This is a genomic window from Streptomyces sp. NPDC058373 (genome assembly GCF_042723275.1).
Classification (GTDB): domain Bacteria; phylum Actinomycetota; class Actinomycetes; order Streptomycetales; family Streptomycetaceae; genus Streptomyces.
Genome location: NZ_JBHXJE010000022.1, coordinates 73302 through 96369, shown reverse-complemented (window position 1 = coordinate 96369; position 23068 = coordinate 73302). Strand labels below are relative to the sequence as shown.

General features: G+C 72.8%; 15 protein-coding genes and 1 tRNA gene. 12 read left to right on the top strand and 4 right to left on the bottom strand.

Features of this window, described 5'->3' with window-relative positions; genetic code table 11:
* The first annotated feature begins 126 nt into the window (after positions 1-126).
* Together ACFWMZ_RS15505 and ACFWMZ_RS15500 are read left to right on the top strand one after the other, a co-directional pair.
* Positions 127-804, top strand: coding sequence for a DegT/DnrJ/EryC1/StrS family aminotransferase (locus ACFWMZ_RS15505; RefSeq protein WP_383175513.1), 678 nt, complete (start codon positions 127-129; stop codon positions 802-804).
* Positions 805-898: 94 nt separating this feature from the next.
* Positions 899-971 (top strand) — tRNA-Thr (locus ACFWMZ_RS15500).
* A 79-nt stretch (positions 972-1050) separates the two neighbouring features.
* Here ACFWMZ_RS15500 and ACFWMZ_RS15495 read toward each other — a convergent pair.
* Complete coding sequence (locus ACFWMZ_RS15495) at positions 1051-3669, bottom strand: SpoIIE family protein phosphatase (RefSeq protein WP_383175516.1); 2619 nt, start codon at positions 3667-3669, stop codon at positions 1051-1053.
* Positions 3670-4124: 455 nt separating this feature from the next.
* On the opposite strand from ACFWMZ_RS15495, the gene ACFWMZ_RS15490 reads away from it, so the two are divergent.
* The 10 genes from ACFWMZ_RS15490 (at position 4125) to ACFWMZ_RS15445 (ending at position 19427) form a co-directional block, all read left to right on the top strand.
* Complete coding sequence (locus ACFWMZ_RS15490; RefSeq protein ID WP_383201931.1) at positions 4125-9521, top strand: HAMP domain-containing protein; 5397 nt, start codon at positions 4125-4127, stop codon at positions 9519-9521.
* Between the two features lie 325 nt (positions 9522-9846).
* Entirely contained in the window at positions 9847-10515 is a 669-nt protein-coding gene (locus ACFWMZ_RS15485; RefSeq protein ID WP_383175723.1) for a two-component system response regulator, read from the top strand.
* Positions 10516-10596: 81 nt separating this feature from the next.
* Entirely contained in the window at positions 10597-13344 is a 2748-nt protein-coding gene (locus tag ACFWMZ_RS15480; protein ID WP_383201928.1) for a DNA translocase FtsK, read from the top strand.
* 431 nt (positions 13345-13775) lie between these two features.
* Positions 13776-14687, top strand: a complete 912-nt coding sequence (locus ACFWMZ_RS15475) for a helix-turn-helix domain-containing protein (protein WP_383175525.1) — start codon at positions 13776-13778, stop codon at positions 14685-14687.
* 135 nt (positions 14688-14822) lie between these two features.
* Positions 14823-16295, top strand: a complete 1473-nt coding sequence (rimO, locus tag ACFWMZ_RS15470) for a 30S ribosomal protein S12 methylthiotransferase RimO (protein ID WP_383201925.1) — start codon at positions 14823-14825, stop codon at positions 16293-16295.
* Positions 16292-17176 carry a CDP-diacylglycerol--glycerol-3-phosphate 3-phosphatidyltransferase gene (gene pgsA, locus ACFWMZ_RS15465; RefSeq protein ID WP_383175531.1) on the top strand — a complete coding sequence of 295 codons (885 nt, stop codon included), beginning with the start codon at positions 16292-16294 and terminating at the stop codon, positions 17174-17176. The genes rimO and pgsA overlap by 4 nt, the downstream gene beginning before the upstream one ends.
* Positions 17173-17682 carry a CinA family protein gene (locus ACFWMZ_RS15460; protein WP_383175534.1) on the top strand — a complete coding sequence of 170 codons (510 nt, stop codon included), beginning with the start codon at positions 17173-17175 and terminating at the stop codon, positions 17680-17682. The genes pgsA and ACFWMZ_RS15460 overlap by 4 nt, the downstream gene beginning before the upstream one ends.
* A 109-nt stretch (positions 17683-17791) precedes the next feature.
* The gene (locus ACFWMZ_RS15455) at positions 17792-18163 is read left to right on the top strand and encodes a helix-turn-helix domain-containing protein (RefSeq protein ID WP_383175537.1); all 372 of its coding nucleotides are present in this window, start codon (positions 17792-17794) and stop codon (positions 18161-18163) included.
* Between the two features lie 315 nt (positions 18164-18478).
* The gene (locus ACFWMZ_RS15450) at positions 18479-18949 is read left to right on the top strand and encodes a Dps family protein (RefSeq protein ID WP_383175540.1); all 471 of its coding nucleotides are present in this window, start codon (positions 18479-18481) and stop codon (positions 18947-18949) included.
* Between the two features lie 199 nt (positions 18950-19148).
* The gene (locus ACFWMZ_RS15445; RefSeq protein WP_383175543.1) at positions 19149-19427 is read left to right on the top strand and encodes a hypothetical protein; all 279 of its coding nucleotides are present in this window, start codon (positions 19149-19151) and stop codon (positions 19425-19427) included.
* 56 nt (positions 19428-19483) lie between these two features.
* Here the strand turns inward: ACFWMZ_RS15445 and ACFWMZ_RS15440 are convergent, their stop codons facing one another.
* From ACFWMZ_RS15440 to ACFWMZ_RS15430, 3 genes are all read right to left on the bottom strand, one after another.
* The gene (locus ACFWMZ_RS15440) at positions 19484-20284 is read right to left on the bottom strand and encodes an Fpg/Nei family DNA glycosylase (protein ID WP_383201922.1); all 801 of its coding nucleotides are present in this window, start codon (positions 20282-20284) and stop codon (positions 19484-19486) included.
* 39 nt (positions 20285-20323) lie between these two features.
* Positions 20324-21520, bottom strand: coding sequence for a GDSL-type esterase/lipase family protein (locus ACFWMZ_RS15435; RefSeq protein ID WP_383201919.1), 1197 nt, complete (start codon positions 21518-21520; stop codon positions 20324-20326).
* A gap of 114 nt (positions 21521-21634) precedes the next feature.
* Positions 21635-22207, bottom strand: a complete 573-nt coding sequence (locus ACFWMZ_RS15430; protein ID WP_383175552.1) for a TetR/AcrR family transcriptional regulator — start codon at positions 22205-22207, stop codon at positions 21635-21637.
* Between the last annotated feature and the right edge of the window lie 861 nt (positions 22208-23068).

Here is a 23068-nt window from a genome sequence, read left to right as displayed (position 1 = left end):
GTGGGGCTTCGGCGCCCCCGCCCATCATTTTTTAATCGGGGGGGGCCGCGGGCGTGGGGCGGGCCCCCCACCACTTTTTTGTTTTCGGCCACCTTCCGTTCACCCTCCGCCGTCACCATTCCCGGCATGGGGACAGAGAAGATGCTGAGGGCCGCGGGAGTCGGGCGGGGCGACGAGGTGGTCGTGCCGGCCTTCGGACGCGCCGGCCTCGCGGAAGCCGTGGTCGCCGCCGGGGCACTGCCGGTGTTCGCCGACATCGACCCGCACACCTACTGCCTGGTGGCCGAGGCGGTCGACGCCGTCACCGGGCCCCGTACGGCCGCCGTCGTCGCCGTGCACCGGTTCGGGCGTCCCGCGCCGATGTGGCAGCTCCGGGGCCACGGAGAGCGTCACGGGCTGCTCGTGCTGGAGGAGCGGGAAGAGGCGGTCGGCGGGCCCGCGGGCGTCGAGGAGCGCCGGGAGGCGGCGGCCCACCTCGACCAGCGGCTTCGCGGGGTCGGGACTCCCGAGCGCGACCGGGACCACACGTACACGCAGTACGTGGTGCGGGTGCCGGGCAACGGGCGGCCCGACCGGGACGCCTTCGCGCGGGCGCTCCGCGCCAAGGGCGTCGACTGCACCGTGCCGGTCAAGACGCCGCTGCACCGCACCGCGGAACACTGGCGCGACGTACGGCTCCCGGAGACGGAGCGGGCCGCCGACGACACCCTGGCGCTGCCGCTCGTACCGGTGGGGGAGCGGCGGGCGCTGCACCGCCTGGTGTCGGCCTGCAACGCGCTCGGCGGGCTGCTGCAGCCGGCCTGAGTTCCGGCCGCTGAGGGGGTGGTGCGAGGGGCGCTCGAATTCAGGTATGCTTCTTCTCGTTGCCAACGCGGAACACCGCGAAAAGCAGCAGCCGGCCCCAATAGCTCAGTCGGCAGAGCGTCTCCATGGTAAGGAGAAGGTCAACGGTTCGATTCCGTTTTGGGGCTCAGAAAAGAAAGGCCCCCGCCCAATGGGCGGGGGCCTTTCTCATGCCGTGAGGGGCCGGTTCCGGCCGGCCCCTCCGGGTCAGTTCCGCTGCGGCTCCGGGACGCGCATCGTCAGGATCGCCATGTCGTCCGAAGGGGAGTCGGCGGCGAACCGCTCGACGGCGCGCATGACGCGTGCCGCCACCGCGCCCGCCGTCAGCCCGGTGCAGCCCTTCAGGACCTCCGCCAGGCCGTCGTCGCCCAGCATGCGGCTGCCCTCGCGGCGCTCCGTGATGCCGTCGGTGACGCAGAGCAGGACGTCTCCTGGGTCGAGCCGCACCGTCTGCTCGTACAGCACAAGGTCGTCCATGACGCCGAGGAGCGGCTGCGGTTCGGCGGCGGCCTCCACGGAGCCGTCCTGGCGGAGGCGCAGCGGGAGCGGGTGGCCGGCGCAGACCACCTTCAGCAGGGCGCTGCCGTCCTGCTGGGGGCGGAGCTCGCCGTAGAGCAGGGTGAGGAAGCGGCTGCGTTCGCCCTCGTCGAGGATGGCGTTGTTGAGGCGCTCCAGGACGGCCGGGCCGCTGTACCCCTCGCGGGCCAGCAGGCGCAGCGCGTGGCGGGCGAGGCCGGTCACGGCGGCCGCCTCCGGTCCCGTGCCGCAGACGTCGCCGATGGCGAAGCCGTACGCGCCGTCGGGGATGGTGAAGAGGTCGTAGAAGTCGCCGCCGACCTCGTTGCCCTCGCCGGCCGCGCGGTAGATGACCTCGACCTCGACGCCGGGGACCACGGGGAGCTCCGGCGGGAGCAGGCTGCGCTGGAGGGACTGGCTGATCGCCATCCGCTCCGAGTACAGACGGGAGTTGTCCAGGGCGAGCGCGGCCCGGCGGGAGAGGTCCTCGGCCAGTTCCAGGTTCTCCTGGCGGAAGTGGTCCTCCGAGGGCTTGCCGAGGACCAGCATGCCGATGACGCGGTTGCGGGCCACCAGCGGCAGCACGACCGTCTCGCCGCCGACCGAGGCCGCCGTGGTCAGGGTCGAGCCGATCCCCGAGCCCAGGTGGTGCGGCTCGTCGTCCAGGCTCCGCACGGACGCCTCCAGCGCCGCCTCGTGCGCCGCGCGCGCCGGGGCGGGCCAGACCCGCGCGCCCGGCGTGGGCACCGGCTCGGGCGGGTCGATGCGGGACAGCAGCGCCTTGAGGCCGTCGATGCGCTCCTCGTCCTCGTGCAGCACGTAGGAGAGGTACGGGTCGGAGGCGGTGTCGGCGATCGTGTAGACGGCGCACCAGGTGGCCAGGGTCGGCACCGTCATCTGCGCCATCAGCGCCAGCGTCTGGTCCCGGTCGAGGGTGCCCGCGAGCAGGTCGGAGGCCTCCACCAGGAAGGAGAGCGAGCCGCGGCGCAGCCGCTCCAGCTCGCCCAGGCGGGCCGACTCGACGGCGAGGGCGATCCGGTCGGCGGCGAACTGCAGGCGCAGCGCCTCCTCGTTGGAGTAGCGGCCGGCGCCTTCCGCGGCGACGCCGAGCGAACCGGTGAGGCGGCCCTCGACCTTGAGCGGGACCGTCACCACCGAGCGCATCCCGGTGCCGTCCAGCAGCGGCACGGCCCCCGGGACGGAGGCGAGGTCCTCGTGGACGGCGGGCATCCGCGCCGTGCCGTACCGGCCGGAGCCGGTGTCGACCGGGACGCGGGCGAACCGCTGGCGGGCGGAGGGCAGGCCGGTGGTGGCGCGGACCTCCAGCTCCGTCTCGTCGTCGGTGGCGAGCAGCAGGAAGGCGGCGTCGCCGTCGAGCATGTCGCGGGAGCGTTCCACGGTGCGCTGGAGGAGGCCGTCGAGGTCGTCCGGCGCGGGGGAGCCGATGAAGGTCTCGAACGGGTCGGTGGCCTGGCCGTCGGTGCGGTGCGCGGCCTCCGAGGCGCTGCCGCGCTGCGGGGTGGCGAGGACGGCGCGCTCGTCGTCGCGGACCAGCAGACAGACCGTGGACGGCTCGCCCTGCGGGTCGCGGACGCGCAGGTGCGAGGCGTAGACGGGGACGACGCGGCCGTCGGCGGCGCGGATGCCGTAGCTGCCTTCCCAGCGGGAGAGGCGCAGAGCCTCGGCGATGCCGGTGCTGGTGCCGGGGGTGTGCGGCCACGCGGCGTAGTCGGTCAAGGGCTTGCCGGTGACCTGCTTCGCCGGGTAGCCGAAGAGCTCCTGCGCGTCGTCGTTCCAGGCGGAGACGGCGCCCTCGCTGTCGATCTGTATCACCGCGACGCGGACCCGGTCGTCGGCGAGCGGCAGCAGCTCGGTGGAGACCGAGGGGCCCGCGGTGCGGGTGCCGACCTGGCGCTCGGGCAGGTCGAGGCGGAACCAGACGTGCTTGTGGGCGGGGGAGTACTCCACACCCCAGCGGGAGGCGAGCGCGGCGCAGAGCTGGAGGCCGCGGCCGCCCTCGCGGTCGGGGCTGCCCATCTGGACGCCGCTGGACTGGAGCGGGATCTCGCGCTCCGGATAGCGGTCGGAGACCTCGATGCGGACGCCGTCGCCGGAGCGCAGGCAGAGCACCTCCGCGGCGGTTCCCGCGTGCACGACGGCGTTGGTGACCAGCTCGCTGGTGAGGACCACGGCGTCGTCCACGACGTCGCCGAAGCCCCAGCCCTGGAGGGTGTCGCGGACGAAGGCGCGGGCGGCCGCCACCGAGCGCCCGACCGGTTCGAAGGTGTGGGCGGCCCGCGCCGTGATCACAGAACTCCTCGTGCGGTTGTCGGCGGGGTCAAGGCTCCCGTGGTCGGGGTACTCCGCCCCGGATGCCGGGGAGTGTTCCCCGGGCAACGTCAGTCCCATTCCTCCGGCCGCCCCTCCGATGCCCGTACGTACGTGTGCCACCGCCCAGGCCGGGCATACCGGGGTGGTTGGACAGCCTGGTGCCAGGTTACTTACCTTCACGGTCCCGGCGGATGCCGGTCGCGCGGTTTTGGTCCGGAGGGTGTGCGGACGGTGTGCGAAGCTGCCGAACTGTTATGGCCTGGTTCGGCCGGGGTGAAACACTGGGAATGCTCTGTGCAACGGCCCGAGCAACCCGGCAGTACGTCAACCCTTGCGGGAGGGACACGGTGGAGTCTGGCGCAGCGGCGCGGAGCACGACCACGCGCGGACAGGGCGGTCGGTCCCGAAGTGCGCCCAGGGGTGGGACGGTCGAGGTGGACGCGGCCCAGCTCCAGCGCCTGAAGACCGCCCTGGCCGCGATGCGCGACGGCAATTTCCGGCGTCGTCTGACGGTGACCGGCGACGGCGTGATGGCCGAGGTCGCCGCGTTGTTCAACGAGGTCGCGGACCGCAATCTGCATCTGACTGGCGAGCTGTCGCGGGTGCGGCGCACGGTCGGACGTGAGGGAAAACTCACGGAACGGCTGGAGACCGGGGTCTGCGAAGGCTCCTGGGCGTCGGCGATCGAGGCGTCCAACGCCCTCGTCGACGACCTGGTCCACCCGGTCTCCGAGGTCGGCCGGGTACTCTCCGCGGTAGCCGACGGTGACCTGGAGCAGCGGATGGAGCTGCGGACGCAGGCTCCGGACGGCTCCGGGCACCCGTTGCGCGGGGAGTTCCTGAAGGTCGGCCGGACGGTGAACAACCTGGTCGACCAGTTGTCGCGGTTCACCGACGAGGTGACCCGGGTGGCCAGCGAGGTCGGCACCGAGGGCAAGCTCGGCGGGCAGGCGCAGGTGCGCGGCATGTCCGGTTCGTGGAAGGACCTCACGGACTCGGTCAACACCATGGCGTACCGGCTCACGGCGCAGGTGCGGGACATCGCGCTGGTGACCACCGCGGTGGCCCGCGGTGACCTGTCGCGCAAGGTGACGGTGCACGTCGCGGGCGAGATGCTCGAACTGAAGAACACCGTCAACACGATGGTGGACCAGCTGTCGTCGTTCTCCTCCGAGGTGACGCGCGTCGCCCGCGAGGTGGGGACCGAGGGCGAGCTGGGCGGGCAGGCGCAGGTGCCCGGTGTGGACGGCGTGTGGAAGGACCTCACCGACTCGGTGAACCTCATGGCCTCCAACCTGACCGCGCAGGTCCGCGGGATCGCGGAGGTCACCACGGCGGTCGCCAACGGTGACCTGTCGCGGAAGGTGACGGTCAGCGCACGCGGCGAGGTCGCGCAACTCGCCGAGACCATCAACCAGATGACCGAGACGCTGCGGACCTTCGCCGACGAGGTGACGCGGGTCGCCCGCGAGGTCGGCGTCGAGGGGCAGCTCGGCGGGCAGGCCAACGTGCCGGGCGCCGCCGGGACCTGGAAGGACCTGACCGACTCGGTCAACACGGTCTTCCGGAACCTGACCACGCAGGTGCGCGACATCGCGCAGGTGACGACGGCGGTGGCCAACGGCGACCTGTCGCAGAAGGTCACCGTGGACGTCTCCGGCGAGATGCTGGAGCTGAAGAACACCGTCAACACCATGGTCGACCAGCTTCAGGCGTTCGGCGCCGAGGTGACGCGGGTGGCCCGGGAGGTCGGCGTCGAGGGTGAACTCGGCGGCCAGGCCACGGTCCGGGGCGCGGCCGGGACGTGGAAGGACCTGACCGACTCGGTCAACACGGCGTTCCGCAACCTCACCGGCCAGGTGCGCAACATCGCGCAGGTGACGACGGCGGTGGCCAACGGCGACCTGTCGCAGAAGGTCACCGTGGACGTCTCCGGCGAGATGCTCCAGCTGAAGAACACCGTGAACCGCATGGTGGACCAGCTCTCCTCCTTCGCCGACCAGGTCACGCGGATGGCCCGGGACGTGGGTACGGAGGGCCGCCTGGGCGGTCAGGCGCAGGTGGACGGGGTCAGCGGCACCTGGAAGGAGCTGACCGACTCCGTCAACCTCATGGCCGGCAACCTCACCGCGCAGGTGCGGCAGATCGCGCAGGTCACCACGGCGGTGGCGCAGGGCGACCTCTCGCAGAAGATCGGCATGGACGCCCGCGGCGAGATCCTGGAACTCAAGAACACCATCAACACGATGGTCGACCAGCTCTCGGCCTTCGCCGACGAGGTGACCCGGGTCGCCCGCGAGGTCGGTACGGAGGGACGGCTCGGCGGCCAGGCGCAGGTGCCCGGCGTCGCCGGTGTCTGGCGCGACCTGACCGACTCGGTGAACGGTATGGCCGGCAACCTCACCGCGCAGGTCCGCCAGATCGCCCAGGTGGCCACGGCCATCGCCCGCGGCGACCTGTCCCAGAAGATCAACGTGGACGCCCGGGGCGAGATCCTGGAGCTGAAGAACACCCTCAACACGCTGGTGGACCAGTTGTCGGCCTTCGCCGAGCAGGTCACCCGCGTCTCCCGGGAGGTCGGCACCGAGGGCATCCTCGGCGGCCAGGCCGAGGTGCAGGGTGTCTCCGGCACCTGGAAGGACCTCACCCAGTCGGTGAACAGCATGGCCAACAACCTGACCATGCAGGTCCGCAACATCGCCGAGGTCACCACCGCGGTGGCCCGTGGCGACCTGTCGAAGAAGATCACCGTCGACGCCAAGGGCGAGATCCTCGCACTGGTCACCACCGTCAACACGATGGTCGACCAGCTCTCCAACTTCGCCGAGCAGGTGACCCTGGTCGCCCGCGAGGTGGGCACCGAGGGCAACCTCGGCGGCCAGGCCCGGGTGCCCGGTGTCACCGGCATCTGGAAGGACCTCAGCGACAACGTCAACACGATGGCGAACAACCTCACCGGCCAGGTGCGGAACATCGCCCACGTCGCCACGGCCGTCGCCAACGGCGACCTGACCAAGAAGGTCACCGTCGAGGCGAGCGGCGAGGTCGCCCAGCTCGCCGACACCGTCAACACCATGGTGACGACGCTCTCGTCCTTCGCCGACGAGGTGACCCGCGTCGCCCGCGAGGTGGGCACCGACGGCATCCTGGGCGGCCAGGCGCGCGTGCCCGGCGTCTCGGGGACCTGGAAGGACCTCACCGAGTCGGTGAACTCGATGGCCTCCAACCTCACCGGCCAGGTCCGCAACATCGCGATGGTCACCACCGCCATCGCCAAGGGTGACCTGACCAAGAAGATCGACATCGACGCGCGCGGCGAGATCCTCGAGCTGAAGACGACCATCAACACCATGGTCGACCAGCTCTCCTCCTTCGCCGAGCAGGTCACCCGGGTCGCCCGCGAGGTGGGGACGGAGGGGCAGCTCGGCGGGCAGGCCCGCGTGCGGGACGTCGACGGCACCTGGCGCGACCTCACCGAGTCCGTCAACGAGATGGCGGACAACCTGACCAACCAGGTCCGCGCCATCGCCCGGGTCGCCACCGCGGTCACCCGCGGCGACCTCCAGCTGACGATCGACGTGGACTCGGCCGGAGAGATCCAGGCGCTCCAGGACAACATCAACACGATGATCACCAACCTGCGCGACACCACCCTCGCCAACCGGGAGCAGGACTGGCTCAAGGGCAACCTCGCGCGGATCTCCGGCCTCATGCAGGGCCGCCGCGACCTCACCGACGTCGCCTCGCTGATCATGAGCGAGCTGACCCCGGTGGTCTCCGCGCAGCACGGCGCGTTCTTCATCGCCGCGCCCACCGAGGAGGACCCGGACCCGTCGGCGGAGGCCCGCGAGGACGCGTACGAGCTGCGGATGATCGGGAGTTACGGCTACTCGATGGGGTCGATGCCGACCGCGTTCAAGCCCGGGGAGTCGCTGATCGGGGCCGCCGCGCAGGAGAAGCGGACGCTCCTGGTCGACCATGTGCCCGCCGGCTACCTGAAGATCGCCTCGGGGCTCGGGGAGGCACCGCCCGCCCACGTGATCGTGCTGCCGCTGCTCTTCGAGGGCACGGTGCTCGGCGTGATCGAGCTGGCCGCCTTCCAGCCGTTCACCCAGATCCAGCGGGACTTCCTGGCCCAGCTCGCCGAGATGATCGCCACCAGCGTCAACACGATCAGCGTCAACACCAAGACGGAGGAGCTGCTCAAGCAGTCGCAGGAGCTGACCGAGCAGCTGCGGGACCGCTCCGAGGAGCTGGAGCAGCGGCAGAAGGCGCTCCAGGCGTCCAACGCCGAACTGGAGGACAAGGCCGAGCTGCTGGCCCGCCAGAACCGCGACATCGAGGTGAAGAACACCGAGATCGAGGACGCCCGGCAGGTCCTGGAGGAGCGCGCCGAACAGCTCGCCGTCTCCATGCGGTACAAGTCGGAGTTCCTCGCCAACATGTCGCACGAGCTGCGCACGCCGCTCAACTCGCTGCTGATCCTCGCCAAGCTGCTCGCCGACAACGCCGAGGGGAACCTCTCCCCGAAGCAGGTGGAGTTCGCCGAGACCATCCACGGCGCGGGCTCCGACCTGCTCCAGCTGATCAACGACATCCTCGACCTCTCCAAGGTCGAGGCGGGCAAGATGGACGTCAGCCCGACCCGGATCGCCCTGGTCCAGCTGGTGGACTACGTGGAGGCCACCTTCCGGCCGCTCACCGCCGAGAAGGGGCTGGACTTCTCCGTCCGGGTCTCCCCGGAGCTGCCCGCCACCCTCCACACCGACGAGCAGCGGCTCCTGCAGGTGCTGCGCAACCTGCTGTCCAACGCGGTGAAGTTCACCGACAGCGGCGCCGTGGAGCTGGTCATCCGCCCGGCCTCCGCCGACGTGCCCGACGCGATCAGGGAGCAGCTGCTGGAGGCCGGTTCGCTGGCCGACGCCGACGCCGACCTCATCGCGTTCTCCGTCACCGACACCGGGATCGGCATCGCCGCGGGCAAGATGCGGGTCATCTTCGAGGCGTTCAAGCAGGCCGACGGCACCACCAGTCGCAAGTACGGCGGTACCGGCCTCGGCCTCTCCATCAGCCGGGAGATCGCCCGCCTGCTCGGCGGCGAGATCCACGCGGCGAGCGAGCCGGGCCGCGGCTCGACCTTCACGCTCTACCTGCCGCTGCACCCCGCCGAGCTGCCCCCGCAGGGGTACGCGCAGCTCGCCCCCGCCGTCGAGCCGAAGGGCGAACTGACCGCGGGGGAGGGGCCCGAGAGCACCGAGCCGGTGCCCACGGAGCCGCTGAAGGACACCCGCAACGGGCCCGTCTCCCTCTTCCGCCGCCGCCGCAGGGCCGCGGAGGAGGCGGCGGCCGGGGCCGCGGGCGCCGGAGAGGGGCAGCCCGCCCGGATCACCTCCCTGGGGACGCCGCTGGACGCGCCGCCCGAGGAGCGCCCGGCGCGCGAGCCGGTGAGCTTCGACGGCCAGAAGGTGCTCATCGTGGACGACGACATCCGCAACGTCTTCGCCCTCACCAGTGTCCTCGAACAGCACGGCCTGGCGGTCCTCTACGCCGAGAACGGCCGCGAGGGCATCGAGGTGCTGGAGCAGCACGACGACGTCGCGGTCGTGCTGATGGACATCATGATGCCGGAGATGGACGGGTACGCGACCACCTCGGCGATCCGCCGCATGCCGCAGTTCGCGGGGCTGCCGATCGTCGCGCTGACCGCGAAGGCGATGAAGGGCGACCGGGAGAAGGCCATCGAGTCCGGTGCCTCCGACTACGTCACCAAGCCCGTCGACCCCGACCACCTGCTGGCGGTCATGGAGGGGTGGATGAGCGAGGACGGGTGAGCCGGCCCCGCCGGCCCGCGGCCGCGCCCCTGGGCGCGGAGCCGGGGCCGGCGGGGCGTACCGTGGCGGGACGTGGCGCTGCCGCCTCCCGCGCGAGCGGGGCCGCGGTGCGGCGGGCGGGAACCTTCCGGTCCCCCGCCGCGTTTGCGCTTACGTGCACAGTGACATCGCGGTGACAGGGTGTGGCGACGAGCGGGGTGCGGCTACCATGACCGGCACAAGGACGGACGACGCAAGGGAGTCGTCCCCCGGGGCAGGCCCCGGCGCTTCCCCACGTCCGCAGGATCAAGGAAGCCCCATGCCGGGGCGAGGAGGGCGGGCCAGGATGCAGAAGGCCAAGATCCTCCTGGTCGACGACCGGCCGGAGAATCTGCTGGCGCTGGAGGCCATTCTCTCCGCGCTCGATCAGACACTGGTGCGGGCGTCGTCCGGGGAGGAAGCGCTCAAGGCGCTGCTGACGGATGACTTCGCGGTCATCCTGCTGGATGTGCAGATGCCGGGCATGGACGGTTTCGAGACCGCCGCCCACATCAAGCGCCGGGAGCGGACCCGGGACATCCCCATCATCTTCCTCACCGCGATCAACCACGGCCCGCACCACACCTTCCGCGGGTACGCGGCCGGCGCGGTCGACTACATCTCCAAACCCTTCGACCCGTGGGTGCTGCGCGCCAAGGTCTCCGTCTTCGTCGACCTGTACATGAAGAACTGCAAGCTTCGCGAGCAGGCGGAGCTGCTGCGCATCCAGGTCGAGGGGCGCGGTGACGGGCAGGCGGAGCCGACCGGCGTCATCGCCGAACTCTCCGCGCGGCTCGCCGCCGTCGAGGAGCAGGCCGAGGCGCTCTCCAAACAGCTGGACGACGAGTCGGCGGACGCCGCCGCCGTCGCCACCGCGGCCCACCTGGAACGCAAACTGACCGGCCTGCGCCGGGCCTTGGACGCCATCGACCCGACCTCCGGCGGCACGGCACCGGTCCTTCCGCCCCAGGGCTGAGCGGGGGCGGGGTGCGGCTTGGCCCCGCCCGCTTCCTGACCAGCCGTCAAGGCGACGCCGCGTCAGCGGCGACACGGACGGGTGAAGCCCCGGGCGCACGTGTCCCGCCCGCCCCGCACCGGTAACCTCACCACCATGGCCTCACGTACCTCCGGCAAGGGATCACCGTCCTCGGCGCGCGGCGCGGGGCGTTCCGGGGGACCGGCGAAGAAGGCCGCGGCGCCCGTACGGAAGAAGGCGCCTGCCAAGAAGGCGGCGGCACGCAAGCCGCCGCCCAAGCCCGCGCCCGCCCCCGGCCTCTACCGCTTCGTGCGCGCCGTCTGGCTCGGCGCCGCCCACGGTGTCGGCGCCGTCTTCCGCGGCATAGGACGCGGCGCCAAGGGCCTCGACCCCGCCCACCGCAAGGACGGTCTCGCCCTCCTCCTGCTCGGCCTCGCCCTGGTCGTCGCGGCGGGCACCTGGTCCAACCTCCAGGGCCCCGTCGGAGACCTGGTGGCCATGCTGGTCACCGGCGCCTTCGGCCGCCTCGACCTGCTGGTGCCGCTGCTGCTCGGCGCCGTCGCGGTGCGCCTGATCCGCCACCCCGAGAAGCCCGAGGCCAACGGACGCATCGTCATCGGCCTCTCCGCGCTGGCCGTCGGCGTCCTCGGCCAGGTCCACATCGCCTGCGGCTCGCCGGCGCGCGGCGAGGGCACCGCCGCCCTCCAGGACGCGGGCGGCCTCATCGGCTGGGCCTCGGCCACCCCGCTGAACTTCACCGTCACCGAGGTGCTCGCCGTCCCGCTGCTGGTCCTGCTCACCGTCTTCGGCCTGCTCGTGGTCACCGCCACCCCGGTCAACGCCATCCCGCAGCGCGTGCGCACCCTCGGCCGCCGCCTCGGCCTGATCGCCCCGCCGCCCGGCGCGGGCGACGACGACGCCCGGTACGAGGAGCAGTGGCGCGAGGCGCTGCCCGAGGCCCGGCGCCGCCCCGCGGCGGGCGACGAACCCGGCGAGGCCCCGGCGAAGCCCTCCCGGCGCCGCCCCGCGCGCAAGCCCGCCGCCACCGGCGAGACGGGGCCCGACGCGGTCGACATCGCCGCCGCCGCGGCCGCCGCCCTCGACGGGGCCGTGCTGCACGGCATGCCGCCCTCCCCGCTCGTCGCCGACCTCACCCAGGGGGTCGGCGCGGAACGCGAGTCCGCCGCCACCCCGGTGCCCTCGGCGCGTACCACCGAGCCGGAGGCCGCGCCGAACACCCCCGGGCGCCGCCGGCGCCAGGACTCCGGCTCCGTACCCGATCTGACCAAGGCGCCGTCGGTCGACGAGAGCAAGCCCCTGCCCCCGCGGGCCGAGCAGCTCCAGCTCTCCGGGGACATCACCTACGCGCTGCCGTCGATAGACCTGCTGGAGCGCGGCGGGCCGGGGAAGTCGCGCAGCGCCGCCAACGACGCCGTGGTCGCCTCGCTCACCACCGTCTTCACCGAGTTCAAGGTCGACGCGGCCGTCACCGGCTTCACCCGCGGGCCGACGGTGACCCGCTACGAGATCGAGCTCGGCCCCGCCGTGAAGGTCGAGCGGATCACCGCGCTCACCAAGAACATCGCCTACGCCGTCGCCAGTCCCGACGTGCGGATCATCAGCCCCATCCCGGGCAAGTCCGCCGTCGGCATCGAGATCCCCAACACCGACCGCGAGATGGTCAACCTCGGCGACGTGCTGCGCCTGGCCGACGCCGCCGAGGACCACCACCCGATGCTGGTCGGCCTCGGCAAGGACGTCGAGGGCGGCTACGTGATGGCCAACCTCGCCAAGATGCCGCACGTCCTGGTCGCCGGAGCCACCGGTTCCGGCAAGTCGTCCTGCATCAACTGCCTGATCACCTCGATCATGATGCGGGCCTCGCCGGAGGACGTGCGGATGGTCCTGGTCGACCCCAAGCGGGTCGAGCTGACCGCCTACGAGGGCATCCCGCACCTCATCACGCCGATCATCACCAACCCCAAGCGGGCCGCCGAGGCCCTCCAGTGGGTGGTCCGCGAGATGGACCTGCGCTACGACGACCTGGCCGCCTTCGGCTACCGGCACATCGACGACTTCAACGCCGCCGTGCGCAGCGGCAAGGCCAAGACGCCCGAGGGCAGCGAGCGCGAGCTCCAGCCCTACCCGTACCTGCTGGTCATCGTGGACGAGCTGGCCGACCTGATGATGGTCGCGCCGCGCGACGTGGAGGACGCGATCGTCCGGATCACCCAGCTCGCCCGGGCCGCCGGCATCCACCTGGTCCTCGCCACCCAGCGGCCCAGCGTCGACGTGGTCACCGGTCTCATCAAGGCCAACGTGCCCTCCCGGCTCGCCTTCGCCACCTCCTCGCTCGCCGACAGCCGGGTCATCCTCGACCAGCCCGGCGCCGAGAAACTCATCGGCAAGGGCGACGGGCTGTTCCTGCCGATGGGTGCCAACAAGCCCACCCGGATGCAGGGCGCCTTCGTCACCGAGGAGGAGGTCGCCGAGGTCGTCCGGCACTGCAAGGAGCAGATGACGCCGGTCTTCCGCGACGACGTGGTGGTCGGCAGCCAGAAGAAGAAGGAGATCGACGAGGAGATCGGCGACGACCTCGACCTGCTCTGCCAGGCCACCGAGCTGGTCGTCTCCACCCAGTTCGGCTCCACCTCCATGCTCCAGCGCAAACTGCGCGTCGGTTTCGCCAAGGCGGGCCGGCTGATGGACCTCATGGAGTCCCGGGACATCGTCGGCCCCACCGAGGGCTCCAAGGCCCGTGACGTTCTCGTGAAACCTGAGGACCTGGCAGGAGTGCTCGCCGTGATCCGTGGGGAGGAGCAACCGTGACGGCTCCTCATCCCCAGCCACCAGGCCGGAGTGGGGGCGGGACGGTCCGCCCGTCCTGACCCGGCCCCGCCGGGCGGGCGGCGGGCGTGGGGCCGGACAGACGGACAGCACCGCGTGGCGACCCGGCGCGCGGCGAAGGGATACGGTCGGCCCCACCCGGCGTACGCCGGACCGCGCTCGGCGCGTGGCTCCGCGCGCACGCCGGCGCCGCACCCCGGCGCGACGGCGACCAGGCCGGTCACCCGGCACGGGGCAACCGTTTCCCTTCGGCGTACGTCAAGTTGAGAGAAGGGGCACCCCGTGTCCCGGGCCGCGGCGGAAGGACGCCATCCCGATGGCGTACAAAGTCCGTCCGTCCGGTTGCCCCGCGCATTCGCACCCCCCCTAGACTGGACCTCCAGCAGGTGGCTACAGGCTCGAAAGGCACCCCCGTGTCCCTCGGCAAATCCCCTGAAGACAACCGTTCTTCCGCAGCGGCCGAGGTCGAGGACGAGCGTCCTACGACCGAGCAGGCCCCCGCCCGCACGCCCGACGACCCCCCTGCCGACGGCCCGGCCGAGACCCCCCGTCAGAAGCCGGAGATCGGTCTCACGCTGGCCCGCGCCCGCGCCGAGGCCGGACTCGGCGTCGACGAGGTCAGCGCCGCCACCCGGGTCCGCGTCCCGATCATCCAGGCCATCGAGCAGGACGACTTCTCCCGCTGCGGCGGCGACGTCTACGCCCGCGGCCACATCCGCACGCTGGCGCGCGCCGTCGGCATCGACCCCGCCCCGCTCGTCGCCGCCTACGACGACGACCACGGCGGGCGCCCCGTGCCCACCGCGCCCGCCCCGCTCTTCGAGGCCGAGCGCATCCGCTCCGAGCCGCGCCGGCCCAACTGGACGGCGGCCATGGTCGCCGCCATCGTCGCGGTCGTCGGCTTCGTCGGCTTCACCCTCTTCAGCGGCGGCGACAGCGACGCCACCAAGAACGTCGCGGGGGAGAACGGCAGCACCGCGCCGCCCGCGAAGCCCTCCAAGTCCGCCGAGAAGCCGGCCCCCGACCCGAAGCCCTCCGAGAGCGCCATCGCGGCGGCCCCCGCCGACCGGGTGACCGTCAAGATCACCGCCCCCGAGAGCCGCAGCTGGATCTCCGCCAAGGACCACAACGGCCAGCTCCTCTTCGACGGGACGCTGGAGCAGGGCCAGACCAAGACCTTCACCGACAAGGAGCGGGTCGACCTGGTGATCGGCGACGCCGGCGCCGTCGAGCTGCTGGTCAACGGCAAGGAGATCGAGGACCGCTTCCAGCCCGGCCAGGTCCAGCGCCTCTCCTACACCAAGGGCGACCCGAACGCGGGCTGAGCAGGGCACCGCAGGGTGTCCTCACCGCCCCGCCCGGCGCCCGCGGCGCCCGGCACCGGACGGTGAGGACGCCCCCGAGGGACGCTGTCCCGGCCGGGGCGGGGGCCCCGGCCGGGACAAAGTAGTCTTGAGCCCATGCCTGAACGCCGTACCGTCGCTCTCGTCACTCTCGGATGCGCCCGTAACGAGGTGGATTCGGAGGAGCTCGCAGGCCGCCTGGAGGCGGACGGCTGGCAGCTCGTCGAGGACGCCGAAGCCGCCGATGTCGCCGTCGTCAACACCTGCGGATTCGTCGAAGCCGCCAAGAAGGACTCCGTCGACGCCCTCCTGGAGGCCAACGACCTCAAGGGCCAGGGCAGAACCCAGGCCGTGGTCGCCGTCGGCTGCATGGCCGAGCGGTACGGCAAGGAGCTCGCCGAAGCCCTCCCCGAGGCCGACGGCGTCCTCGGCTTCGACGACTACGCCGACATCTCCGACCGGCTCCAGACCATCCTCGGCGGTGGCATCCACGCCGCCCACACCCCCCGCGACCGGCGCAAGCTGCTGCCGATCAGCCCCGCCGAGCGCCAGGACAGCGCCGTCGCGCTCCCCGGCCACGCCCAGGAGCCCGCGGCCGCCCCGGCCGACCTGCCCGACGGCCTGGCGCCCGCCTCGGGGCCGCGCGCCCCGCTCCGCCGCCGCCTGGGCACCAGCCCGGTCGCCTCGGTCAAGCTGGCCTCCGGCTGCGACCGCCGCTGCTCCTTCTGCGCCATCCCCTCGTTCCGCGGCTCCTTCATCTCCCGGCGCCCCTCCGACGTGCTCCAGGAGACGCGCTGGCTCGCCGAGCAGGGTGTGAAGGAGATCATGCTGGTCTCCGAGAACAACACCTCGTACGGCAAGGACCTCGGCGACATCCGGCTGCTTGAGACGCTGCTGCCGGAGCTGGCGGAGGTGGACGGCATCGAGCGGGTGCGCGTCAGCTACCTCCAGCCCGCCGAAATGCGGCCCGGCCTGATCGACGTCCTCACCTCGACGCCGAAGGTCGCCCCCTACTTCGACCTCTCCTTCCAGCACTCCGCCCCCGGCGTGCTGCGCGCCATGCGCCGCTTCGGCGACACCGACCGGTTCCTCGGCCTGCTGGAGCAGGTCCGCGCCAAGGCCCCCGAGGCCGGTGTCCGCTCCAACTTCATCGTCGGCTTCCCCGGCGAGAGCGAGGCGGACCTGGCCGAGCTGGAGCGCTTCCTGACCGGCGCCCGCCTCGACGCCATCGGTGTCTTCGGCTACTCCGACGAGGACGGCACCGAGGCCGCCGGGTACGACGGCAAGCTCCCCGAGGATGTTGTCGCCGAGCGCCTCGCGCGTGTCTCCCGACTCGCCGAGGAACTCGTCTCGCAGCGCGCCGACGAGCGGGTCGGTGAGACCGTGGAAGTACTCGTCGAATCCGTCGACGAGGAAGAGGGCGCTGTCGGCCGGGCCGCCCACCAGGCACCCGAGACCGACGGGCAGATCCTCTTCACGAGCGGCGCGGACCTCACCCCGGGCCGTATGGTCGTGGCCAAGGTGGTCGGCACCGAGGGAGTGGACCTCGTCGCCGAACCCCTTCCCCTGATCGAGGAGGCGGGCAGATGACCGGAGTGTCGGCGTCCACGGCCGGTGGAGCCCACGCGGGCGGCGTACGTGGCGGCCGGCGCGGAACCCCGGCGGTGCGGCAGGCCGGCGTCTGGAACATCGCCAACATCCTGACCATGGCCCGGCTGCTGCTGGTCCCGGGGTTCGTGGCGCTGCTGCTGGCCGACGGCGGGTACGACCCGGCCTGGCGCGCCCTGGCCTGGGCGGCCTTCGCCGTCGCCATGATCACCGACCTGTTCGACGGGCACCTCGCCCGGACGTACGACCTGGTCACCGATTTCGGGAAGATCGCCGACCCGATCGCCGACAAGGCGATCATGGGGGCCGCGCTGATCTGTCTCTCCTGGCTCGGTGACCTGCCCTGGTGGGTGACGGCGGTGATCCTCGGGCGCGAGCTGGGCATCACGGTGCTGCGGTTCTGGGTGATCCGGTTCGGGGTGATCCCCGCCAGCCGGGGCGGCAAGCTGAAGACGCTCGCCCAGGGCACGGCGGTCGGCATGTACGTCCTCGCCCTCACCGGCCCGCTCGCCACCCTGCGGTTCTGGGTGATGGCCCTCGCCGTGGTGCTCACCGTCGCCACCGGCCTCGACTACATCCGGCAGGCCGTCGTGCTGCGCCGTGCGGGCTTCGCCGCCGAACGCGCCGCCCGCCGCGAGGCGGCCGCCGAGCCCGCCGCGGCGGGGGAGCCCGGCCTCGGCGAGGTCGGGCCCGCGGTGCCCGCGGCCACGGCCTCGCAGGCCCTGGCGGCCACGGCCGCCTCGGCCGCCGGGCCGTCCGAACGGACGGCCGAGGGACCGGCCGCCGCCGAGCGGACCGGCCAGGGCCAGGAGAAGGAACAGGACGCCGGTGTCCGGCAGAGCGGCAGGGAGACCCGGCGGTGAGTGCCGAGGCGGAGCACGCCCTGCGGCTGCTGGCGGGCCGGGGCGAGACGCTGGCCGTCGCCGAGTCGCTGACCGGGGGCCTGGTCGCCGCCGCCGTCACCGCGGTGCCGGGCGCCTCAGCGGCCTTCCGCGGCTCGGTCACGGCGTACGCGACGGAGCTGAAGGCGCGGCTGCTCGGCGTCGACGAGGCGCTGCTGCGGGCCAACGGCGCCGTCGATCCCGAGGTCGCGCGCCAGATGGCGGAGGGCGTGCGGCGGGAGCTGGGCGCGGAGTGGGGTGTGGCCACCACCGGCGTCGCCGGGCCCGACGCGCAGGACGGCCACCCCGTGGGCACCGTCCACGTCGCCGTGGCGGGACCTGGCGGAGGGAAATCGGCCGTACTGCGGTTGAACGGCGACCGCGCGGACATCCGTAGGGAGAGTGTCCGGAGGGTTCTCGCCCTGCTCGTCGGGGAACTGGGCGGACACGGGTCGGCGCAGCATACGGAAGAGAACGGGGAGACCTGATGTTTGCAGCCCTGAGTGAACACGACATCGCTCCCCGCACGGCCGCAGCGGTAGGCGGTACGGTGGGGCGTGAAGGATGCGGTTACGCGGTCCGAGGAGGGAGCCACCGATGATTCTGCTCCGTCGCCTGCTGGGTGACGTGCTGCGTCGGCAGCGCCAGCGTCAGGGCCGTACTCTGCGCGAAGTCTCCTCGTCCGCCCGAGTCTCACTCGGCTATCTCTCCGAGGTGGAGCGGGGGCAGAAGGAGGCATCCTCCGAGCTGCTCTCCGCCATTTGCGACGCGTTGGACGTACGGATGTCCGAACTGATGCGTGAGGTCAGCGACGAGCTGGCTCTCGCCGAGCTGGCGGAGTCCGCCGCTGCCACCGACCCGGTGCCCGCACCGGTCAGGCCCATGCTGAACGCCGTCTCCGTCGCCGGTGTACCGCCGGAGCGGGTGACGATCAAGGCGCCCGAGGCCGTGGGCGTCGCCGCCGCCTGACCGGCGCGGCGAGAAGAACGGCACGTCACACGTGTGAGCCCCGGTGGGGCGGGAACGCGGGTCAACAAGATCCGCTCCCGCCGCCACCGGGGCTTCTCGTTGGGGCCACGACCGCGTCGCCCGGCCCGGGATCCGCCTCTCGGGCGGTCGCGGTGGCTGGTGGGAGCGGGGGGACCTTTGCCGGCCCCCCGGACCGGTCCGCTGAATGACCGGTCAAAGTTACCCAAATCGGTCACCTGTGTCATGGTGGTGCGTGGCTGGTGATGGCCCGCCGTCCATGACGGGTGACCGGCTGTGACGACTTGGAGGAATGTGATGAACGTGGTCAAGAGCCCGCTTCCGGAGACCGACCTCAAGGTGGTCGCCAACGCCCTGCAGGGCGCCCTGGTGGACCTGATCGACCTCTCCCTGGTCGCCAAGCAGGTGCACTGGAACGTCACCGGTCCGCGTTTCCGCTCCGTCCACCTCCAGCTCGACGAAGTGGTCGACACCGCCCGTGGCCACTCCGACACGGTGGCCGAGCGCGCCTCGGCCCTCGGCGTCTCCCCGGACGGCCGTGCCGCGACGGTGGCGGGCACCAGCGGGATCGGCGTGGTCAACGAGGGCTGGGTCAAGGACGTGGACGCGGTCAACGTCCTCGTGGAGGCGCTCGCCGCCGTGATCGGCCGGATGCGCGAGCGCATCGAGGCGACCGGCGAGCCGGACCCGGTGAGCCAGGACATCTTCATCACCATCACCGCCGACCTGGAGAAGCACCACTGGATGTTCCAGGCGGAGAACGGCTGAGGTTCCGGTGGGCCGCCTGCGGGTGATCCGCGCGGGGGGCCGTCGCGCCGTCCGGGCGCCGCGGCTCGCCGTTGCGGGCCCCGCCGGCGACGGCGACAGACGATGAGCCCGGGGGCGGGCCGCCTGAGAGCGGCCCGCCCCCGAGGCGTCGACGGGCCCGCCCCGGCGCGGCCGGCCCCGGGTTCGGAGGTGGAGCGTCATGGCGGCACGTCGACTGCGGTGGATACCCGTCTGCGCGGTGGCCGCGCTGTGGTGCGTGGCGGTGGCGCGGGCCGCCCTGGAGATCGGGGGCGCCGCCGGGGTCGCCGCGGTGGTGGCGGGCGGCTGGGGGCTCAGCGTCCTCCCGGTGCACTGCGTGCCCAAGGCCCGCGCCCAGGAGCAGACGGCGCGGGCACGGCGGGCGGCGCGGCGGATGGTGGCGCGGGTGCGTGGAGAGAAGCGGGGCGAGCCGGGGGCCGGGCCGCAGGGCGGCCGGTGAGCCCAGTGGTCACCCGGGCGGCCCCGTCGTCACCAGGTGATCGGTGGAGCGCGGCCTCACGCGCCGGAGCCCGGGGCCGGGCCGGTCTGGCAGCCGGGGCACCAGTACGTGGGACGTTCGCGCGTGGGATCGCCCTGCTGGGCGGTGGCGACGGGGGTGCCGCAGCGGAGACAGGGGCGGCCCGCGCGGCCGTAGACGTAGAGCGGGTGGTCCGGGCGGCCGGTGGTGGTGCGGCGCGGGCGGTTGCGGTTGGCCTCCAGGAGGCGGGCCGCGAGGGCGGTGAGGCGTTCGGGGTTCGGCAGGTCGCCGACCGGCAGCCACGGGGTCACCCGCAGCAGGAAGCACAGCTCGCTCTTGAAGACGTTGCCGATGCCGGCCAGATTGCGCTGGTCCAGCACGGCCTCGCCGACCTCCCGCTCCGGTGCCGCCGTCAGCCGGGCCAGCGCCTCGTCGGGTGACCAGTCGGGGCCCAGCAGGTCGGGGCCGAGATGGCCGACCGCCTCGTCCTCGGCCGAGGTCCGCAGCAGGTCGAGGACGGGCAGGCGGTAGCCGACGGCGGTGTGCGACGCGGTGCCCAGCACCGCGCGGATCTGGTGGCCCGGCCCGCCCCGCCACCGCTCGCCCGGGGCGAAGATCCGCCATGAGCCGTCCATCCGCAGGTGGGAGTGGAGGGTCAGGCCGCCCTCCAGGCGGGTCAGCAGATGCTTCCCCCGGGCCACCACCTCGTGCACGGTGCGGCCGGTGAGGTCCACGGTGGCGAGGCGGGGCACGCGGAGGTCGGAGACGGTCAGCGGGTCACCGGCGAGCGCCTTGTGCAGGCGCCCCGCCGCCTGGTGGACGGTGTCTCCTTCGGGCATGTCTCCATGATGCCGGGCGGGCCCCCCGCCCGGCAGCGCTCAGCTCCCGGCGGCGAAGGCCCCGTCCGGGGCGAAGGCGAGGGCGGCGAAGCGCTCGCCCATGCGGCGGTGGGTGGCCGCGTCCGGGTGGAGCTGGTCGGGCAGCGGCAGCTCGGCGGCGTCCGCCTCGCCGTACAGCTCGCGGCCGTCGAGCAGGTGCAGGTGCGGGTCGTCGGCCGAGCGCTGCCGCACGATGCGGGTCAACTCGTCGCGGATGACGTTCAGGGTCAGTTTCCCCGCGGCCCGCTCCGCCGGGTCGCCCGCCGCCTTGAACCGGAGCCGCCCGGCGCCGATGTCGCTGAAGTCCGGGGCGCTGGGGCCGGGGGTGTCCTCGTGGATCGGGCACAGGATGGGGGTGACGACCAGGAGTGGCGTGGTCGGGTGGCCCTCGCGCACGGTGTCGAGGAAGCCGTGCACCGCCGGGGTGAAGGCGCGCAGGCGCATCAGGTCCGCGTTGACGAGGTTGATGCCGATCTTGAGGCTGATCAGGTCGGCGGGGGTGTCGCGCAGGGTGCGGGCGGTGAACGGGTCGAGCAGGGCGCTGCCGCCCAGTCCCAGGTTGACCAGTTCCACGCCGCCGAGGGAGGCGGCCAGCGCGGGCCATGTGGTGGTGGGGCTCGCGGCGTCGGAGCCGTGGCTGATCGAACTGCCGTGGTGCAGCCAGACCCGGCGGTCGCCGCCCGGTATCGGCTCGACGGGCGCGTCCGTACGCAGGGCCAGCAGCTCGGCCGCCTCGTTGTGCGGCAGCCAGATCTCCACGTCCTTGACCCCGGCGGGGAGCGCGGCGAAGCGTACCGTGCCGGGCGGGCCGGGCTCGGTCTCGGCGGTGCCGGCCGTCATGTCGATGGTGAGGGTGTTGCCGCCGGGCGCGGTCGCCTGGCCGGTCAGGCGACCGTCGACGAGGAGGTCGTACAGGCCGTCGGGGCGGGGCGGGGCGCCCACGTAGACCCGCTTGGTGGGCAGGGTCTCCAGGGCGACGGCGGTGGCGCGGGTACGGAAGACCAGGCGTACGCCGGAGGGCTGGGCCTCGGCCATGGCCAGCTGGCCGTCGGTGTTCTGGGCGCGGGCCCAGGCCGGTAGCCGGTGCGGGAGGACGCCGCCGCGCGGGGTGGGCTCCAGCTCCAGGGCGCCGCGTACGAGGTCCGCGGTGAGGGGGGTGGAGATCGGGGTGGGGTCCGGATGGTGCTCGGTGTGCATGGTTCCGCCAGGGAGGTCGCAGGGTGGGGAGGGGCGCGCCCCGCCGTGAGGGGCGGGGGCGTAAGGGGCCTGCCGGAGGGCTCGGGGGGCGGCTTCGGCAGTCGGCCGCGCCGGTCAGGGCTGCGCGGGCCAGTTCCGGAGCAGGGTGTCGAGGGAGTCCACGACGCGTGTCCAGGTCTCTCCGGAGTCGGGGGCGCTGTGGCTGAAGCCACCGCTCGCCTCCAGGCTGACGTAGCCGTGGAAGACGCTGCCCAGCAGCCGGACGGCGTGCGTCTCGTCGGGCTCCGCCAGCTCGTACCCGCGCAGGATCGCCCGGGTCATCTGCGCGTGCCGGACGCCCGCGCTGGCGGCCGCCGCCCCCGGGTCGAGACGGAACTGGGCCGCCGCGTACCGGCCGGGGTGCTCGCGCGCGTAGTCGCGGTACACGTCGGCGAAGGCGGTCAGGGCGTCCTTGCCCGCCCTTCCGGCCACGGCGTCGGCGGCGCGGTCGGCCATCTCCTCCAGGGCCAGCAGGGCGATCCGGGTCTTGAGGTCCTGGGAGTTCCTGACGTGCGAGTAGAGACTCGCGACCTTCACGTCGAACCGCCTGGCCAGCGCGGAGACGGTCACCTGGTCGAACCCGACCTCGTCGGCCAGCTCCGCCCCGGCCTGGCTGAGGCGCTCGGTGGTGAGCCCGACGCGTGCCATGAGGGTCCTTTCGGTGGGGGATAGCCATGGTGCATTTGCCTAAGAGGATTAGGCAAATTGTTTTAGGGCGTAGGTAGCTGGCAGAGCGGATTAGGGAGTCGGTGAGGCGTCGAGTCGGACGGTCGGGGAGCGGTATGGGATGCGAGGCCGAGGTTCAAGAGGTCGTGCGGGAGCGTTGGGCGATCGGCCGGTCGGCCGGGTTGCCCCCTCGCGGCGGGCTCGGGCCGGGCTGTGTGCGTCGGGGTGGGGCACCTGAGGCTGTGCGGTTTCCGTCCGGACTGTGGGAGTCGGGCGCTGGGCGAGCTGGGGTGGGCCGTGATCTTCGTACGGGGCGGAGTGCGGGCCTGTGCGGCAGAGGCCCGGGCCGGCCTCGGGCGCCGGGGGCGTGACGGGCCCGGGCCTCGGTGGGCCGGAGTCGACAGCGCGGCGGCGTGCGTCGGCGGGAAAGCGGGGCTGGTCGTCAGGGGAGGGAGTTGGGGCGGATGGAGGCGCCCACCGTACGGCTACGGAGCGAGGCCTTCGGGGCCGTGGGCGGGCAGCCCGGAGGCGTGACGGCCGGCGGGCGGCTGCCCAAGCGAGCCAAGGGGGACGGGGACGCTGTCAGCGGGCCTCGGCCTGCCGGCGGCTCGACCGAGTTCGGGCTCAGGACGGAGCCGCCTCCGCGGCGCCGGAACGTCCCCGCGCCGCGGAGGCGGCTCCCCTGCGAGCCATGCCGACCTCTTGAGAGCCTCGGCCCCCACGCCATGCCGCAAGACCCGCCGAGGCGATCAGCGGCTCCTGCTCACCACGTGCCGGTCCCCACCCCGCGACGTGAGCGGAAGCTTCCGCTCACCGCCGTGCGCCGGAGTTTCCCCCGACCGC

What these genes read in the sequence shown, in the direction of transcription:
- ACFWMZ_RS15440 (WP_383201922.1), bottom strand. Translation starts at nt 20,284, where the DNA reads ATGCCCGAAGGAGACACCGTCCACCAGGCGGCGGGGCGCCTGCACAAG.
- pgsA (WP_383175531.1), top strand. Translation starts at nt 16,292, where the DNA reads ATGACCGGAGTGTCGGCGTCCACGGCCGGTGGAGCCCACGCGGGCGGC.
- rimO (WP_383201925.1), top strand. Translation starts at nt 14,823, where the DNA reads ATGCCTGAACGCCGTACCGTCGCTCTCGTCACTCTCGGATGCGCCCGT.
- ACFWMZ_RS15435 (WP_383201919.1), bottom strand. Translation starts at nt 21,520, where the DNA reads ATGCACACCGAGCACCATCCGGACCCCACCCCGATCTCCACCCCCCTC.
- ACFWMZ_RS15430 (WP_383175552.1), bottom strand. Translation starts at nt 22,207, where the DNA reads ATGGCACGCGTCGGGCTCACCACCGAGCGCCTCAGCCAGGCCGGGGCG.
- ACFWMZ_RS15485 (WP_383175723.1), top strand. Translation starts at nt 9,847, where the DNA reads ATGCAGAAGGCCAAGATCCTCCTGGTCGACGACCGGCCGGAGAATCTG.
- ACFWMZ_RS15445 (WP_383175543.1), top strand. Translation starts at nt 19,149, where the DNA reads ATGGCGGCACGTCGACTGCGGTGGATACCCGTCTGCGCGGTGGCCGCG.
- ACFWMZ_RS15450 (WP_383175540.1), top strand. Translation starts at nt 18,479, where the DNA reads ATGAACGTGGTCAAGAGCCCGCTTCCGGAGACCGACCTCAAGGTGGTC.
- ACFWMZ_RS15505 (WP_383175513.1), top strand. Translation starts at nt 127, where the DNA reads ATGGGGACAGAGAAGATGCTGAGGGCCGCGGGAGTCGGGCGGGGCGAC.
- ACFWMZ_RS15455 (WP_383175537.1), top strand. Translation starts at nt 17,792, where the DNA reads ATGATTCTGCTCCGTCGCCTGCTGGGTGACGTGCTGCGTCGGCAGCGC.